The organism is Fusicatenibacter sp., assembly GCF_977045365.1.
Genome location: NZ_CDRRUH010000004.1, coordinates 1 through 17,133, shown reverse-complemented (window position 1 = coordinate 17,133; position 17,133 = coordinate 1). Strand labels below are relative to the sequence as shown.

Annotated in this window: 14 protein-coding genes; 11 read left to right on the top strand and 3 right to left on the bottom strand. The window is 48.9% G+C overall.

Going from position 1 to position 17,133, the window contains the following annotated elements:
* Positions 1-2 precede the first annotated feature (2 nt).
* Positions 3-2,318: a glycoside hydrolase family 95 protein gene (locus ACY2VW_RS01930; RefSeq protein WP_461876798.1), complete on the top strand. Its 2,316-nt coding sequence runs from the start codon at positions 3-5 to the stop codon at positions 2,316-2,318.
* A 63-nt stretch (positions 2,319-2,381) separates the two neighbouring features.
* Here ACY2VW_RS01930 and ACY2VW_RS01925 read toward each other — a convergent pair whose 3' ends face one another.
* The 3 genes from ACY2VW_RS01925 to ACY2VW_RS01915 all read right to left on the bottom strand — a co-directional run bounded on the left by ACY2VW_RS01925 (position 2,382) and on the right by ACY2VW_RS01915 (position 4,366).
* Positions 2,382-3,503: a radical SAM protein gene (locus ACY2VW_RS01925; RefSeq protein ID WP_461876797.1), complete on the bottom strand. Its 1,122-nt coding sequence runs from the start codon at positions 3,501-3,503 to the stop codon at positions 2,382-2,384.
* A gap of 120 nt (positions 3,504-3,623) precedes the next feature.
* The gene (locus ACY2VW_RS01920) at positions 3,624-4,031 is read right to left on the bottom strand and encodes a hypothetical protein (protein ID WP_461876796.1); all 408 of its coding nucleotides are present in this window, start codon (positions 4,029-4,031) and stop codon (positions 3,624-3,626) included.
* Positions 4,028-4,366 (bottom strand): PqqD family protein, encoded by a 339-nt coding sequence (locus ACY2VW_RS01915; RefSeq protein ID WP_118659990.1) that lies wholly within the window; start codon positions 4,364-4,366, stop codon positions 4,028-4,030. The genes ACY2VW_RS01920 and ACY2VW_RS01915 overlap by 4 nt, the downstream gene beginning before the upstream one ends.
* 430 nt (positions 4,367-4,796) lie before the next feature.
* Between ACY2VW_RS01915 and ACY2VW_RS01910 the strand changes: the two genes are divergently transcribed.
* From ACY2VW_RS01910 to ACY2VW_RS01865, 10 genes are all read left to right on the top strand, one after another.
* Complete coding sequence (locus ACY2VW_RS01910) at positions 4,797-5,720, top strand: hypothetical protein (RefSeq protein ID WP_461876795.1); 924 nt, start codon at positions 4,797-4,799, stop codon at positions 5,718-5,720.
* Entirely contained in the window at positions 5,717-6,196 is a 480-nt protein-coding gene (locus ACY2VW_RS01905; RefSeq protein ID WP_173827109.1) for a S24/S26 family peptidase, read from the top strand. Before ACY2VW_RS01910 ends, ACY2VW_RS01905 begins: the two co-directional genes overlap by 4 nt.
* On the top strand, positions 6,193-7,509 hold the full coding sequence (locus ACY2VW_RS01900; RefSeq protein WP_461876793.1) for a nucleotidyltransferase domain-containing protein: 1,317 nt from the start codon (positions 6,193-6,195) through the stop codon (positions 7,507-7,509). Before ACY2VW_RS01905 ends, ACY2VW_RS01900 begins: the two co-directional genes overlap by 4 nt.
* On the top strand, positions 7,481-9,271 hold the full coding sequence (locus ACY2VW_RS01895) for an ABC transporter ATP-binding protein (protein WP_195997485.1): 1,791 nt from the start codon (positions 7,481-7,483) through the stop codon (positions 9,269-9,271). The genes ACY2VW_RS01900 and ACY2VW_RS01895 overlap by 29 nt, the downstream gene beginning before the upstream one ends.
* 208 nt (positions 9,272-9,479) lie before the next feature.
* Positions 9,480-11,003 (top strand): ABC transporter substrate-binding protein, encoded by a 1,524-nt coding sequence (locus ACY2VW_RS01890; protein WP_461876792.1) that lies wholly within the window; start codon positions 9,480-9,482, stop codon positions 11,001-11,003.
* A 150-nt stretch (positions 11,004-11,153) separates the two neighbouring features.
* Positions 11,154-12,092 carry an ABC transporter permease gene (locus tag ACY2VW_RS01885; protein WP_461876791.1) on the top strand — a complete coding sequence of 313 codons (939 nt, stop codon included), beginning with the start codon at positions 11,154-11,156 and terminating at the stop codon, positions 12,090-12,092.
* Between the two features lie 12 nt (positions 12,093-12,104).
* Positions 12,105-13,007, top strand: coding sequence for a carbohydrate ABC transporter permease (locus ACY2VW_RS01880; RefSeq protein WP_461876790.1), 903 nt, complete (start codon positions 12,105-12,107; stop codon positions 13,005-13,007).
* Between the two features lie 190 nt (positions 13,008-13,197).
* The gene (locus tag ACY2VW_RS01875; RefSeq protein ID WP_461876788.1) at positions 13,198-14,940 is read left to right on the top strand and encodes a cache domain-containing sensor histidine kinase; all 1,743 of its coding nucleotides are present in this window, start codon (positions 13,198-13,200) and stop codon (positions 14,938-14,940) included.
* Positions 14,918-16,513, top strand: coding sequence for a response regulator transcription factor (locus ACY2VW_RS01870; protein ID WP_461876787.1), 1,596 nt, complete (start codon positions 14,918-14,920; stop codon positions 16,511-16,513). Before ACY2VW_RS01875 ends, ACY2VW_RS01870 begins: the two co-directional genes overlap by 23 nt.
* 186 nt (positions 16,514-16,699) lie before the next feature.
* Positions 16,700-17,133: glycoside hydrolase family 3 N-terminal domain-containing protein (locus ACY2VW_RS01865; RefSeq protein ID WP_461876786.1), on the top strand; the 434-nt coding region annotated here is incomplete at its 3' end.

Genomic DNA, 17,133 nt, shown 5'->3' with positions numbered 1-17,133 from the left:
ATATGAGTACATTATGGTATACAAAACCAGCCGCAGAGTGGGAGGAAGCACTGCCGCTCGGCAATGGACGGCTTGGTGCGATGATCGCTGGAAATCTGCGCGAGGAACGGATCCAGGTTAATGAGGAGACGATCTGGTACGGCGGATGGGAAGACCGCCTGAACCCGGATGCGCGGGAAAATCTGCCGAAACTGCGCGAACTGGTCCGGCAGGGACGGATTTCGGAGGCAGAGCGTCTGATCCGTCTGGCGTTCATCTCGGGACCGGATGGACAGAGAGGCTATCAGACACTTGGCGATATCGAGATGAAATATTTAAATGATCCATCACAGGAGGAATGCACCGCGTACCGCCGCGAACTCGATCTGGACCGCGCGGTCTGCCGTGTGCAGTATGAGAATGCAAAAAAAGAAGCATTTGAACGAACCTGCTTCATTTCCAGACCGGCGGATTGTATGGTGCTGCATCTTCGTGCACCGAAGGGAAAAGTGTCGGTTGAGGTGATGCTGAACCGTGCAAAATATTTTGACCGTACAGGAAAGGTCAACGATCACACGATTTATCTGAGCGGAAACCTCGGAAAAAATGCCCTGGAATTTGCCATGTGCCTGTCGGCAAAAGCAACGGGCGGCCGTGTGTATACCATGGGTCATACTCTGGTGATCGAAGAGGCAGATGAGGCCGTGCTGTACTTCGGCGCGGACAGTACGTTCCGTTATGCGAAGGAAGAGGCTGCCGCATGGGAGCCGCGTGTGCAGGATGTGCTGGCAGAGAAGATTACCGAAAAGCTGGAGCGCGCGATAGCGCAGGAGTACGGGGACCTGCTGGCGGAACATGAAAAGGACTACCGCAGTTTTTACGGCCGTGTGGCATTATCCCTGCCGGAGAAAGAGGAAAATGCCGCACTTCCGACGGATGAGCGTCTGCAGAAGATGATTCACGGCGGTACGGATGAGGGACTTGCGAAGCTGCTGTTTGATTACGGACGGTATCTGCTGATCGAGTGCAGCCGCCCAGGCGATCTTCCGGCGACGCTGCAGGGGATCTGGAACAAGGATTTCATGGCACCGTGGGACAGCAAATATACGATCAACATCAATACAGAAATGAACTACTGGCCGGCAGAGGTCTGCGCGCTGCCGGAGTGCCACACGGCGCTTTTCGACCTGATTGAACGGATGCGGGAACATGGCCGGAGCATTGCACGGCGGATGTACGGCTGCCGCGGCTTTATGGCGCACCACAACACGGACATTTACGGAGACTGTGCACCGCAGGACAACTGGATTCCGGCGACGATCTGGGTTATGGGAACGGCATGGCTCTGCACACATCTGTGGATGCATTATTCTTATACGCAGGATCTGGAATTTTTGAAACAGGCTTACCCGGTGATGGCGGAAGCGGCGTTGTTTTTCGTGGATTTTCTGGAGGAGAAGGACGGCTATCTTGTGACGAATCCGTCGCTGTCCCCGGAAAACGTCTACATTCTGCCGAGCGGCGAGCAGGGCTGCTGCTGTATGGGCGCGACGATGGATATGGAGATTCTGCGCGAGCTGTTCACTGGCTGCAAAAAGGCGGCGGAGCTTCTCGGGGACGCTGTGGATGCTGTAGAAATTCCAGATGTTTCGGATGTGCGGGAATTACAGAACGAGATCAACGCGGCACTCGAAAAACTGCCGCCGATCCGCATTGATTCCACAGGAAGAGTTATGGAGTGGATGGAAGAGTACAAAGAAGCAGAGCCGGGACACCGCCATGTGTCACAGCTGTATGGCCTGTATCCGTCCGATCAGATTACGATGGATGGAACACCGGAGCTTGCCGCAGCGGCTGCAGAGACACTGCGTGTGCGCCTTGCCAATGGCGGCGGCCATACGGGCTGGAGCCGGGCATGGATCATCAACTTTTATGCGAAGCTGTGGGATGGCGGGAAAGCGTGGGAGAATATCTGTCAGATGCTGACAAAATCCACCTACGCCAACCTGTTTGACCGCCACCCGCCGTTCCAGATCGACGGAAACTTCGGCGTGACTGCGGCCATCGCACAGATGCTGGTGCAGAGCAGAGAACACAAAATCATTCTCCTTCCGGCGCTGCCGAAGGCGTGGGATCACGGTGAAGTGAATGGTCTGCGTCTGGTTGGAAATGCATCGATTGCACTTGCGTGGGAGAATGGAAAACTGACACGGTGTGCGGTTACAGCGGATCAGGCGTATGAAGGGGAAGTTGTGTATGGCGAGATGCGTCAAGCGGTAAAACTGGAAAAAGGTGAGACAGTTATGCTGGATGCGGTATTGCAGCTGCTTGAATCATAAACATGAAGATAGAAAATGCCGGGCAGAGAAAAATCTGTCCGGCGTTTTCAGCATATGTAAAGATTATAAGGCGATGGAGGAAAAAGAGGCTTCTTCTGCCAGCAGCAGGTGATAATAATGCTCGGAATAGCGGCAGAGATAACCAGGCATTCCCCGATAAGAACTGGTTTCTAAAAACGCGGCTGCGACGCAGGTGCGGCATATCGGCTGCAAACGGCATTGACAGCATTGGGAACTTAGGGAAATCTTCTGTGCAGCGGCGGAAACTTTTTCCCAGGCGGAAATAAATCCAAGATCAAAAACAGGTGCGGAGATTTCGGATAACATCACACAGGGGAAAAGAAAGCCCTGCCAGTTGATGAAGAAGGAGCAGTTTCCGGCAAGACAGGAGATATGACCATTGCCCCGTGGAAAAGACGGATTGTTGACGCGGTGGATGGATTCATGAACGTACTGCCGGAAAATATCGCTGGTCAGCTGCAGTTTCAGTGTCTGCAGGGCAAGCGCAGCGGCGTCTTCCGGGTTCAGGCGGACCTGACCATCAAAAGGAAGGGAGCGTTCCCGGACGGCGGGCATCATATAGTGATCGGCATGAACGGGGACTCCAAGCTTTTCTCCGAGAACAAAGATTTTTGGAAAATCATGTGCGTTCTTTTTAGTGACGCTACAGCTGATTTTGACATCAACGTTTCGTTCGCGGAGCAGACGGATGGCGCGGACGGTCTGATCAAAGCCCTGAGGGTAATGGCAGAGACGGTTATAGGAAGCGGCATCGGCACCGTAGAGCGTGATGTTAATGCGGCGCGGCCTGTACTCAGCAAAAAAATCAGCCCAGGATTCGTCCAGCAGGGTTCCATTGGTGTTGATAGTAAGAATCATGCCCATGTTTCGAAGCTCAAGATATAGTGTTTTGAAATCAGGAAAGAGAAGTGGTTCACCGCCGGTCAGAAGAAGAAAAAGTGTACCGGCTTTTTGCATCTGCTGTGCAAGCAGAATCCATTCATCAACTGTGCGGAGTTGTCCCTGACATTCCATTTCTGAACGGGACAGACGGACATAACACATGTCGCAGTTCATATTGCAGAGTGGCAGGAGTTCAAGCGCGCCGGTAATAGGAATGTGCTGCTGGCGCGCTTTCTGGAGAAAAGAACGCTCGAAGGTGGAAGCGTCGTCCATGTAGTTCATAAAGATTCCTCCGAAAAAAGTGGTTTGATGAACCAATTATTAATAGGTATAGTAAAGGATCGAAACGAGTGGGTTCGATCCTTTTGCTGTGGTTTGAAAAGTTATTATTTAGTGGAAAAATCAGGATTTGGCGGTTTCCCAAGTATTGATGTCTAATCTGGTAGTACAATGAACGTTTGTACCATTTTCGGTCCAGATGACAACGGGGGTTGCTTCCTCCTCGCGGGTAGACTGGTCATCTATAAAACCACTGATAAATCCACTGTCAGATTCCGCTTCATGAGTCTTGTTACAAGGATGATATCCAGAAAATTGAGCTTGAGAGCCCCAGTCTCCCCATGAGCCTTCTTTTGCGATATATTTTTTTTGCCCAGATCCATCATAATAATAAACATTATAATTATGACCGTATTGTCCGGCATCGCAGACAAATTTATAAACTTTCCCGCTATCCCCGCAGGCCGCCACATATTCATTTGCAGCAAATTCCTGAACCTCAACAACAGGTTCCATCCACTCTTTCTTCATAACGATATAACCTCCTCTAATAATGCATACCTTAAAGTATCATGCACAAAATTTAAAGCAGAATTTTGAATCGTATCTTCCGCAGCCTCATATTCCTCTAACGCCTGTGCAACGACTTCCGAAATGGTACGTGGCTGCTGAAAAGCATTCCAGAGAAATGCGGCGGTATCGTTTGGAACCATCACTGCATTCGAAATCTGACAGGCAGTCCCAACGGGAATAATCGCATATTCCCCTGCAATTTCACGCAGCAGATAATCGGAATTGACATGATATTTTTTTTCATTTATCTTTTGTAACAAATCCGACCGGGTCGGAGAAGCAATCGGTTCCATCACAAATTCCCCTCTTGCAAAATGCTGTGCCTTTTCAGGCAGAAAGTATTTCTGCAGTAAGAAAGAAAAATAGGTAGAATGTTCGCAGAAATAAATTACATTTATCATTACAAAATGATTATAAAAGAAGAACCAGGAAAAGTCAAGTAAAAACTGGAAAAAGATGGGAATGCTATAGTATAGATACCATTACGTCACTGTACCTGCTGTATATCTTTTCGTGGACGATTACCGGTGCGGCGGAGATTCTGTATTTCCGGCATGGCTATAAAACGCTGCAGATCAGTCAAAATAAAATTACGTATTTAATTACAAAAGAGACTCTGAAGATTGACGGAGTCTCTTTTTTTTGTTATCATAAATGCGGAAAAAGGAATCGTGATACGCTGCGGAGAGACGGGAAGATCATGGGGAGAAAGAGGAGTTTTTGATGGAAAAAACATTTCAGACAGGGAGTTTTTCCTTCCGGCTGAAGTTTCCGGAAGAGCTGATACTTCCGGCAGATATGGAAAAATTTTCGGTGGAAACGGATTCTGCGGATTATACATATATCATTACGGCTGTCGATATATTGCCGGAAGCGGAGGGAGAGCTGATTGTGGATCGGGTCGATCTGCAGGTGTTTCATACAAAAGAAGGATTGGAGAGCCGCCGGATCGGTGTGAAAGGAGAAGAGCGTCCTTATGCGCTCTACCGTGAGACTGCGCGAAATCGTGCGGAGATTTTCGTCGGCAGATGGTATCTGGATGGAGTTGCAAAATATGAGGTTGTATTTCTGTCTCTTCTTGCACTGGAACGCCGCCTGTCGGAGCGTCCATGCCTGATTCTGCACTGTGCATACCTGGAGTACCAGGGGAAGGCCATGCTCTTTTCTGCACCATCGGGAACGGGCAAAACCACGCAGGCGGGCCTCTGGGAGCAGTACCGGGGAAGCCGCACCGTAAACGGTGATAAGGCACTGCTCGAATATGACGGAAAAGCGTGGACAGCAAACGGCTGGCCGGTCTGCGGAACGTCGGAGGTCTGCGAGAACAAAAAACTGCCAGTCGGATGCATTGTGATGCTGAGCCAGGCGAAGCTGAACCAGGCATGGCGGCTTCGCCCGGCAGAGGCATTTACAAGCCTGTACGGACAGATTACCATGAACCGCTGGGATCGGGAGGGGCTGGTGAAAAACCTGGATCTTCTCGAGCGTCTGGTGGGAAAGGTGCCAATCTATCATCTGGCATGTGACATTTCGGAGGATGCGGTGAAAACGCTGGAGCAGGAGCTTATGAGGGATTCGTCCGAGGAAGCAGCAGCTGCGGCTTTCCTGCAAAAAAATGCGATGCGGAAAATGGAGAAAAAAGCATGAGGCTGGTAGACACCCGCGCCTATGTCGGAATGCTAAAAGAGCTGGTAGAGCAGGGAAAAGAAGTGCGGATGGTGATTTCCGGGAGCAGCATGGCACCGTTTCTGATCCACGGACGGGACAGCATTTTTTTTTGTGCCCCGGAGCGGGAGCTGCGAAAGGGAGATATCGTATTTTATGAGCGGCCGGGCGGACAGTTTGTGGTGCATCGGATCTGTGGTGTTCATGGAGAAAGCTACGACCTGATCGGGGATGGACAGACAGAAATAGAACATAACGTGCGGCGGGAGCAGATTTTTGCACGGGTGACACAGGTGGAACGAAAAGGAAAAAGGCTTGCGCCGGGAAGCTTCTGGTGGGGCTTTTTTGAGAAGGTCTGGATTCGCATGATTCCGCTTCGACCGATGGGAAACCGGATCTATCGCCTTTTACAGGGGAAAAGACCCGCACACAGGGAAAACGAAAGGGAAAAAACATGATTACAGAAACAGAAACCGCATTCCTTGCGGTGGTTCGTGCGTTTTTGACGGAAGAAAAAGCAGCATTGGAAGAACTTACAGCACTGACAGAGAAACAATGGAATCATCTGTTTGTCCTCGCGGCACAGCATTCGCTGCTGCCGGCGGTCTACGATGTTGTGGGCAAAACACCGGAATTTGCAGAGCTTCCGGATGAGCTTCGCAGACAGGTAAAAACGCAGGCGATGCAGAGCATTTTGCAGCAGGTTTCGCGTACCGCGCTGTTTCTTACGGATGAAAAGGAGCTGGAGCAGCTGGGCGTGCAGCCGCTGGTGATGAAAGGGATTGTGTGCAGAAGTCTCTATCCGAAACCGGATCTGCGCCCGTCCGGGGATGAGGATCTGCTGATTCAGGCAAAGGATTTTGCGGCAGTGGATACCTGTTTTATGCGGAAGGGCTTTGTGCGGGACAAAGAAGCCGCAATGCCAGATGGTGCCAATGGCGGTACTGTTCCGGAAGAGATGGGCTACATTCATCCGAAAACAGGAGCCTTCTATGAAATACATACCAGACTGTTCAGCACGGAATCGTCTGCCTATGGTTATCTGAATCGTGCATTTTCCGATGTTTTTGCGCATCCATCCCGGGTGGAAGTGCAGGGTCAGAGCATCTTTACCTTAGAAGAAACGCATCATCTTTTCTATCTTCTCTGTCACAGCTTCAAGCACTTTCTTCACGGCGGCGTCGGGATCCGTCAGATCTGTGATATGGTACAGATGATTCGTGTATATGGAAGAAAAATAGACTGGGAAATGTTCTGGCAGCTGTGCGAAGAGTATCACATGACGTGCTTCTGCATCAATCTGCTGGATATCGGCGAACGGTATCTGGGCTTTTCTTATGAAGCAAGTGGGGCAGTCCGTGCCGCAAAGAAGCTTCGCCCGGATTCCGAAGCGCTTCTGATTGATATTCTCGATGCCGGTTCGTTCGGGAAATCGAGCGCGGGACGGATCCACAGCGCAAACATTACCCTGTATGCGGCAGAGACCGGTGCGGAAAAACACACGGCGGGGGGAATCTGGAAATCGTTGGTTCCGGAAGCTTCCTATATGAAAAACAAGTATCCCTATGCGGCGAGGTATCCGTTTCTGCTTCCGGCTGCATATGTGCAGCGGATCCTGAAATGGCTGGGACAGGGAGGCAAAGAACAGAAATCGAGCATTGAAGTGGGTGAGGGACGTGTCGAGCTGCTGAAAAAATACGATATGATCCGTACCGCAGACGGGAAAAAGAGAGGAGACGCGCATGCAGGAAGAATCCAAAGAGAAAAGTAAAGACGCTTCCTTTGAGTCTCTCCGCATCCTGTCGGAGCGATGGAAAAACGGAACGTTCTCGGAAATTATCGATGACTGGAAATGGATTTTTGGCTACAGCGCGCGCTATAAGGGTGCGATCGTTTTTTACACGATTCTCGGTATCTTAAGCACTTCGCTTGGACTTGTCGGCAGTGTGGCAGGAAAATACCTGATCGATATCATCACCGGCTATCAGATACAGAAGCTCCCGCTGCTGCTTTGCATCATGATCGGAAGCACCGTGTTCAGCCTTGGATTTGAGAGTGTCATCAACCGCATTTCAACGAAGCTTGGTATCGCCATCAATAACGACATCCAGGCGGATATTTTTGATAAAATCGTCGATGCGGACTGGCTGGAAATCAGCAAATACGCAAACGGTGACGTACTCAACCGCTTCAACGGCGACATTGGAACGGTCAGCGGTAACGCAATCAGCTGGCTCCCGACCATTATCATTGCCGTGTATCGGTTTATTGCCACCTTTTTCGTGATCCTGCATTATGACTGGGTCATGGCGCTGATTGCTTTTTTAAGCGCACCGTTCCTGCTTCTGATGTCGCGGTTCATGATCCGCCGTCAGCGGGAATACAGCAAAAAAGTGCGCGAGATGAGCAGTAATCTGATGAGCTTTGAGGTAGAAGCGTTCTACAATTTTGATACGATCAAGTCGTTTGGCATCGCACCGTATTACAGCCAGAAGATGCGCTGGTGGCAGGGACTTTTCAAGGACATCAGTCTGAAATATAATCTGTTTACGATTAAAACCAATATTGTGATGTCCATTCTCGGGAGCGCGGTGGAGTTTACCGCATTCGGATACTGTCTGTTCCGTCTGTGGACGCACGACATTACCTATGGAACTATGACGCTGTTTCTGCAGCAGCGGAGTAACCTTTCCGGCGCGTTTGGAAACGTGATTTCGATTATTCCGTCCTTCCTCAACAGCTCCGTCTCGGCGCACCGGATCCGTGAGCTCGTAGAGCTGCCAAAAGAAGTCCATATCCCGGAGAGTGCAGAGCTTGATCCGCTGGCCAAGGATGGCTTCCGGGTACAGATGCACGGGGTAGAATTTTCTTATATAGAAGGAAACAAAGTAATCACCAGATCGGAGTTTCAGGCCGCTCCAGGAGAGATCGTAGCGCTGGTTGGCCCGTCCGGAGAGGGAAAAACAACGATGATCCGCCTGATTCTCGGCCTCATCCGCCCGCAGGAGGGGGAAACCGTGATCATTGCCTCAAACGGAAAGACGGTTCCCATGAACGCCGAAACGCGTCATCTCTTCGCGTATGTTCCGCAGGGAAATACGATCCTTTCCGGCACAATCGCCGAAAATATGCGCATGGTAAAAGAGGATGCGACCGACGAGGAGATTATCGAAGCACTCAAAATCTCCTGCGCCTGGGATTTCGTCCAGCATCTGCCGGATACCATCAACAGCCGCGTCGGGGAACGTGGCCGCGGTTTCTCCGAAGGCCAGTCCCAGCGGCTTGCCATCGCCCGTGCCGTCCTCCGCGATGCACCGGTGCTGCTTCTCGATGAAGCCACCTCGGCACTGGACGTTACGACGGAACGAAACGTTCTTCGCAACATCATCCGTCAGCGTCCCAACAAAACCTGTATCGTTACGACCCACCGTCCGAGCGTTCTCGGCCTCTGCCAGAGAGTCTACCGTGTCATGAATGGAACCGTGACCGAGCTCGATGAGGCAGAAGGGGCAAAGATGGTGGAAGACTTTTGACAGAATATGGCTTTTCCTTCACAAAACAGGTGGAGGAGGGGCCATTTTTTCGTTGGATGGGAATAGCAGAAAAAAGACACAAAAAGGACACAAAGGTCGGAAGAGTGATACTTCAAAGTCAAATCAGTTATAGAGTTGCAAGTCAAAAGCCTGCTATAATACAACCATCAAAGGTCACACAACACGATACGTGAAAAGGAGAAAAAGTATGAAGAAAAAAGTGTTAGCAGGCATTCTTGCAGCAACTATGGCATTTTCCATGGCAGCATGCGGAAGCACAGGATCCAGTTCTGATTCCGGTTCCTCCGCAGCTTCCGGAAGCACAGCAAAGACAGAGGAAAAAGGCGAGCCGTACACTGTAACTATGGTACTGCAGGGCAGCCAGCAGCAGGATGAAGAGAGAATCGAAGAAAAAATCAACGAGATTCTGGAGCCGGAGCTGAACGCAAAGCTCGATATCGTTGTTCTTCCGTGGGCAAGCGCAACACAGCAGTTACAGCTGATGCTTTCCGGCGATGAGAAAATCGATCTTCTGTATACAAATGCAACAACAGCCATACAGTATATGCACTCCGGACAGATCATGGATATGTCTGAACTGATTGACAAATATGGCACAAACCTGAAAGATATCTATGGCGAGGATATTGCAAAAACAAATCAGATTGATGGGTTTGTCTATGGCGTTCCGAACCAGATTGAACGAGGCAGCATTCCAGCCATCTTCATGAGAAAAGACCTGGTAGAAAAGTATAATATCAATACCGATGAAATCAAAGAGCCGAAGGATATGGAGAAAGTATTTGAGACCGTACAGGCAGGCGAGCCTGACATGACAATGCTGTATTCCATCAACGAAGGTGATACCCCACTGACCCGTCTGTTCCGTGGTGATGCACTTGGCGATGCCAACACGGGCGTTCTGATGGATCAGACCAACAGCACAACCGTAGAGAACTTCTTTGCGACCGACTGGTTCAAAGATACCGCAACGATGCTGTATGACTGGTATCAGAAAGGCTATATCAGCAAGGATGCCGGAACAAACACAGAAAACTGGAGAACCGTATGCAAAGCAGGAAACCTGTTCTCCCTGTTCTTCGCCTATCATCCAGGTACTCCGGTTGAGTTCCAGAGTTCTACCGGATATGATTTTGAAATCGTACCGTTCTATGATGCACCGATAATCAACTCTTCCTCCTACAGCGGAATTATCTTCTCTGTAGCACAGAACTCCGAAAATCCGGAAAAAGCAATGCAGGTTCTGGATTATATCTATGGCAGCCCGGAGGTCATGAACCTTCTGAACTGGGGCGAAGAGGGAACCGACTACGTAGTAGAAGATGAAGAAAACGGAATCATCAACTACCCGGATGGCGTAACAGCAGACAACGTAGGCTACAGCTTTAACTGTGGATGGGAGCTTCCGAACCAGTTTATCGCATACAAATGGAACGGATCTGACCCGCAGCTCTGGGACAAAATGCAGGAGTTTAATGATTCCGGTATCGAGTCGAAAGCACTTGGATTTATCTTTGATAACAGCGAATATACCAATCAGGTATCGGCTCTGTCCAACGTTGTAAAACAGTACAGCGGAGCACTTTACAGCGGTTCTGGTGATCCGGAAGAATTGATTCCGCAGTTCCTGGAGGCACTGGACGATGCGGGAATCAATGATGTTATTGCTGCAAAGCAGGAGCAGCTGGATGCATTTCTTGCAGCGAAATAAGCACCATAATTTGTAAAAAGAACACGACCGGGGCAAAAGAAAATCCGGTGTGATACAGTAACCGAAAGCTCCACTCTTACCCGAAAAGATGTGGAGCTTTCTCTGTGAAAGAACCTGAAAAAACAGCCCTCATAAAAGGAGACACGCTTTATGAAAAAAGCAGAGGTTAAAAAAGGAAAAAAGAAAAACGTGCTGAAGGAATACTGGCCGCTTTATCTGATGATGCTTCCGGCACTTCTGTATCTGCTGATCAACAACTATATCCCGATGGCAGGTATGGTGATTGCGTTTAAAAAACTGAATTTTGCAAAAGGTATCTGGGCAAGCCCGTGGGCAGGACTCGACAATTTTAAGTTCCTGTTTTCCTCGAAGGATGCATGGATCATTACAAGAAACACGCTGCTGTATAACGTTGCATTTATTCTTGTAAACATGGTAGTCGGAATTGCCATTGCGATTCTGATTACGGAGGTAAGAAACACAAAGCTCAAAAAAGTGTACCAGAGTGCAATTCTTCTTCCGTTCCTGATGTCCATGGTTATCTTGAGCTACATCGTATATGCACTGCTGAGTGCGGAAAATGGTCTTGTCAACAACTCGATCCTTCCGTTCTTCCATATTGACCCGATTCAGTGGTACCAGAAACCGAAATACTGGCCGGCGATCCTGATCATCGCGAACTGCTGGAAGGGTGTAGGATACGGATGCCTGATTTATATCGCATCCCTGATCGGTATCGATCCTTCCTTCTATGAGGCCGCCAGACTGGACGGCGCAAGCAAATGGCAGGAGATCACAAAAATCACACTGCCGAGCCTCGTTCCGACCATCATTACCCTGCTGCTTCTCAGCATCGGAAGAATTTTCTATTCCGATTTCGGTCTGTTCTATCAGGTACCAATGAACTCCGGTGTTCTGTTCCCGACCACAAACGTTATCGATACCTATGTATACCGTGCCCTGATTGAGCAGGGAAATATCAGTATGTCATCTGCAGCCGGTGTATACCAGTCTCTGGTAGGCTTCTGTGTCGTAATGTTGAGTAACTGGATTGTCCGCAAAGTAGACAAAGACCAGGCATTATTCTAGGAGGATGGAAGTATGACAAATTCAAAAAAAGCAAAACGTTTCCAGTTCTGGATTAATGTAGTACTCATTCTGATTACGTTATCCATTGTGCTGCCGTTTATACTCGTATTTATTTCCTCGCTGACCGATGAAAATACGCTGATCCGCAACGGATATTCCTTCTTCCCGGAGAAATTCAGCTTCTATGCTTACTCCTATATCATCCGTCAGGGCGAGAAAATCCTGAGAGCATACGGAATTACCATTTTTGTAACGATCGTTGGTACCGCTGCAAATCTTGCGATGTCCTCTCTGTTGGCATATCCGCTTTCGATTAAAAAGCTGCCGTACCGCAGAGCAATTACCTTTTTCGTATTCTTCACGATGCTGTTCAATGGCGGACTGGTGCCGACCTACTTGATGTATGTAAATTATCTTCACATCAAAAACACGATCTGGGCATTGATTGTTCCGGGCTTCCTGTTAAGCGCAAACAACGTGCTGATGATCCGAAGCTACTTTAACACCAGTATCCCGGACGCGTTGTTCGAGGCTGCCAAGATCGATGGCGCCGGACACATGAAAATTTTCACCAGCATCACACTGCCGCTTGGAAAACCGATTCTGGTAACCATGGGACTGTTTTCTGCACTTGGCTATTGGAATGACTGGACAAATGGTTTATACTATTTATCAGGAAATGACGGCCAGAAGCTTTACAGTATCCAGAACCTGCTGAACCAGATGATCACCGATATTCAGTATCTGTCAAGCGGAAAAGTAACCGGAAACATCGGTGCGGAGGTGGCAAAGCTGCCGACAACCTCGATCCGTATGGCAATCGCATTTATCGCCATGCTGCCGCTGTTTATCATCTATCCGTTCCTTCAGAAATACTTCGCAGAAGGTATCACACTTGGCGCGGTAAAGGGATGATTTTCCATGCAGGAATAAAAAAGAGAAACATTTCGGTGTTTCCGACATAAATCAGAAAAACAGTACAGACTCATGGAAACATGAGGTGTACTGTTTTTCTGCTGTATTATATTCAGAAAAAAAGATCAGTTCGTAAAATCAAACACGGAAAAATTTCGAGTGTACCGGAACAGAAAAAGGAGGAAACTTCATGCGTATTTCAAAACAGACGAAAAAAACAACACTGGCGCAGCAGGGGCGTTATCTTTTGATCTGCCTGCTGAGTATGCTGCTGCTTTTTCTGGCTGGGAGCGTGCTTATTCTGAACCGGACGCAGCGGCAGGTATATGAGCAGCTGGAAGAGATTTCAAAGCTGTATACGGATGAGCTGGACAACCGTTTTTTTCGAATCAGCCGAAACCTGTTCTCGACTGTAATGGACAGCTCCAACCCGGATTCTGCTTTCTGGAAATATATGGATCTGATGGAGAAGGATCAGTATGAGGAATATGTCATTACGCAGCTGCGAAGGAACTATGTATCTGCAGCGTGGGATTTTGGAACGGATTACAATGTTTTTCTCTATACGAAGAAGGATGACAGCTTATATCAGCTGAGCATTTCCTCCGACGGGCTTTACGCCGTTGATCCCTATTTGCAGGAAGCGCTGAAGCGCAGGATCAAAAGCCTGTCGCAGCAGACGTATGCAGTTAAGAAAAAATGGACCGTGATGTGCCAGGGAGACGATGTTTATATGCTCAAGGTAGCGCAGAGTCAGGGCGTCGGACTCGGCTGCTACGTCAATCTGAAGACAATTCTGGAACCGTTCTCCGAACTGTCTCTCGGAAAGAGCGGCTATGTCAGTCTCGTTGACCAGAACGGAAAAAGCATCGGAACACTGACGGAAAAAGGAATTGTAACGGACAATTCGAAAATTAATACCGACAATTACACCTTCCGGCAGGAGCTTTCGCAGGCGCCGTTTGAAATCCGGATTAAAATCTCCTGGACGGGAGTCTTAAATCTGATGACGGGAAGTGTGTTTGCCCTTCTTGGCGTTGCTTTTCTGATGGTGCTTGCCGGTTCCGTGCTGTTGTTCCACCTGGAAACAAAAATCCTGAAGCCGGTCGGTATGTTTACGGAAAATCTTCAGAAATATGACAATGGGGACCTCACCTATCAGATGTCGGAAGGAAATCTGGTAGAACTGGAGCAGATTGACGATAAATTCCGAAATATGATCCACCAGATCCGCCGGCTGAAGATCACGCTGTATGAGCAGGAGCTGGAAAAACAGAAAATCGAGATGGACTACCTGAAAATCCAGATCCGTCCGCATTTTTACATGAACTGTCTGAACTTTATCTACAGCATGATCGACTTCGGTCAGTACGACCATGCCAAGTCGATGAGCCGCATTACGTCCGACTATCTTGCGTATATTTTCCGCAATACAAGCGAGATGGTGCCGGTAACGGCGGAGACGAACCACTGTGAAAATTACCTCAAAATTCTGCTGCTGCGCTATCCGGAAAAATTCACCTATTATTTTGAGGTCCATGAAGAGGTGGAAAACGCAGTAATCTTCCCGTTCCTGATTCAGGTGTTTGTAGAGAATGCGGCAAAACATGCCCTGACGCTGGAGACGGTTCCGCTGATTTCCGTGACGGTTTACCCGGAGGATCGCGGAGACGAAAAGTATGTCAACATTTATATTTCGGACACCGGAAACGGCTTTCCGGAGGAGACGCTGCAAAGGCTGAAAGCAGGGGAAGATATTTCCGAGCATGGAAAGCATATCGGGATTGAAAACTGCCTGAAACGATTCCGCTATTATTATGGCGATTCCGGAGAGATTCATTTCGATAACAGTCCGCTCGGCGGAGCGATTGTAGATATCCATATTCCATACAGGACAGGGGGAGAAGAACATGAAACTATTGCTCGTGGATGATGAAGAGTACGTGATTGAAAGTATCAAAAGAAACCTCGATCTTACAGAGACCGGGGTGAACGAGGTGTATACCGCGTTTTCCGTACAGCAGGCGAAGAACATCATGGGAATGGTGGACATTGATATCGTGATCAGCGATATCGTGATGCCGGGCGGAACGGGATTCGACTTTGTGGAGTGGGTCAGAAAAGAGGAGCTGAAGGTCCAGGTCATATTCCTGACAAGCTATGCGGAGTTTGACTATGCCAGAAGAGCGATTCAGCTGAACAGTGTCGATTATCTGCTAAAGCCCATCGATTTTGACAAGCTGAAGGAGGCCGTACAGCGTGCGGCGGAATCCGCTGCGAAAGAAAAGAAAATACAGGATCTCAGGCAGGAAAGCATCAAGTGGAACCAGAACAGGAAGATTCTGCAGCAGGATATCTGGAAAAATGTGCTGAAAGACGGCTTTTCCGAGGAGAAGTTCTGCGAAACGGCAGCACAGCGCCAGCTGCCATACGGACCGGGCCACTATTTCCGGCTGATTTGCCTGATACCAGAAATAAAGAGCAGTAAGCGGGAGATGTGGGATACCGCGACCATGGAATTTGTGATCGAAAATGTGCTGTCGGAACTGTATGAAGAAACGGATATTGCGGTAGATACTGTTTTTTACCAGGAACCGGGCATCTACTGGATTGTTACACAGTCAAAGGAAAAAGCATTCCCGCAGGACGGCGGGCGGGATTGTGAAATTCTGCGGCAGTTTGTTGCGTGGATGAATGAAAAAATTTATCCGGAGCTGTGGTGCGGTGCCGGACAGTGGGAATCTGTACCGGGGCTGCAAAAGCAGAGCCGGAATCTTCAGAAAATGCGGGAGGGAAGTCTTTCCGTGCGGAACGAGGTGCTGTTCCTCTCCAAATTTCAGGCTCCGCGGACCAGCTACGAAAATAAGGAGCTGGATGTGTGGAAAGCTCTGCTTTCGGAGGAAAAACCGGAAGAGCTGCTGGAGCAGCTGCAGAAATACCTTGACCGGACGGAGCGGGAAGGAATGATTACCAGGGAGTTTCTGGTAGCCCTCCGTACCGATCTGACCCAGGTGGTGTATGCATGGCTTTCGGAACGGGAAATCAAGGCGTATGCACTGTTTGCAGATGCGGATATGGAAAATCTGCATCGGAATTCCCTTTATGGCAGAGAAGAGATGATGGAATATGCCGGGGTACTGGTTCAGAAAGCAGTTCAGTACAGACAGTACATCAACAAATCAGATTCTGTTACAAGTCAGGTATGCGCTTATATCGATGCACATTACCGGGAGGAGATTCACAGGGAGGAGCTTGGGGAGCTTGTCTTTTTGAATACGGATTATCTGTCCCGGATTTTTAAAAAAGAAAAGGGTATTTCGATCAGCAATTATATCATCCAAAAGCGGGTGGAGGAGGCAAAAAAGCTTCTGACACAGAGCACGCTGCCGATCAATACGGTGTCGCTGTATGTGGGGTACAGCAATTTCTCGTACTTTACGAAGATGTTCAAGGACAATACGGGGTACGCACCGCTGGAATACAGAAGAAGCTTTAGTGAACAATAGCGGAACAGCAACAAACAGGTCGGAATAGTGAAAGAAAAAGGTCGGATCAGTAGATGTTTTTTCGGATCAGATGTGATAAAATTTCAGTATAAGATTCAGAAAAATAATGGGAAAGTGATATTTTTCTGACATTTTAGGGGTTTCTGAAGGAGAAGATACAGCAAAACAAGGTATGGAGGAGAAAAAATGACCGAGCAGAAATTAAAAGAGCTTCTGGCCGATATGACGCTGGAAGAAAAAGTAAACCAGATGAGCCAGGTAGTGGGCGCATTTTTCAACAAAGATATGGATATCACAGCGATGGGACCGATGGCGGATAAAGGCTTTACGCCGGAAAATGTAGCGCTTTCCGGTTCGATCCTTGGTTCCATGGGTGCAGAGACGTTAAAGAAAATCCAGAAGGATTTCGTGGAGCAGCACCCGCATCACATCCCGATGCTGTTCATGCTGGATGTCATCAACGGTTTCAAGACCATTTTCCCGATTCCGCTGGGACAGGGCGCAACGTTTGAGCCGGAGCTCTCCGAAAAGTGTGCGGCAGTTGCTGCAAAAGAGGCAGCCGTTTCCGGCCTTCACGTAACCTTCGCACCGATGACCGACCTGGTTCGCGATGCAAGATG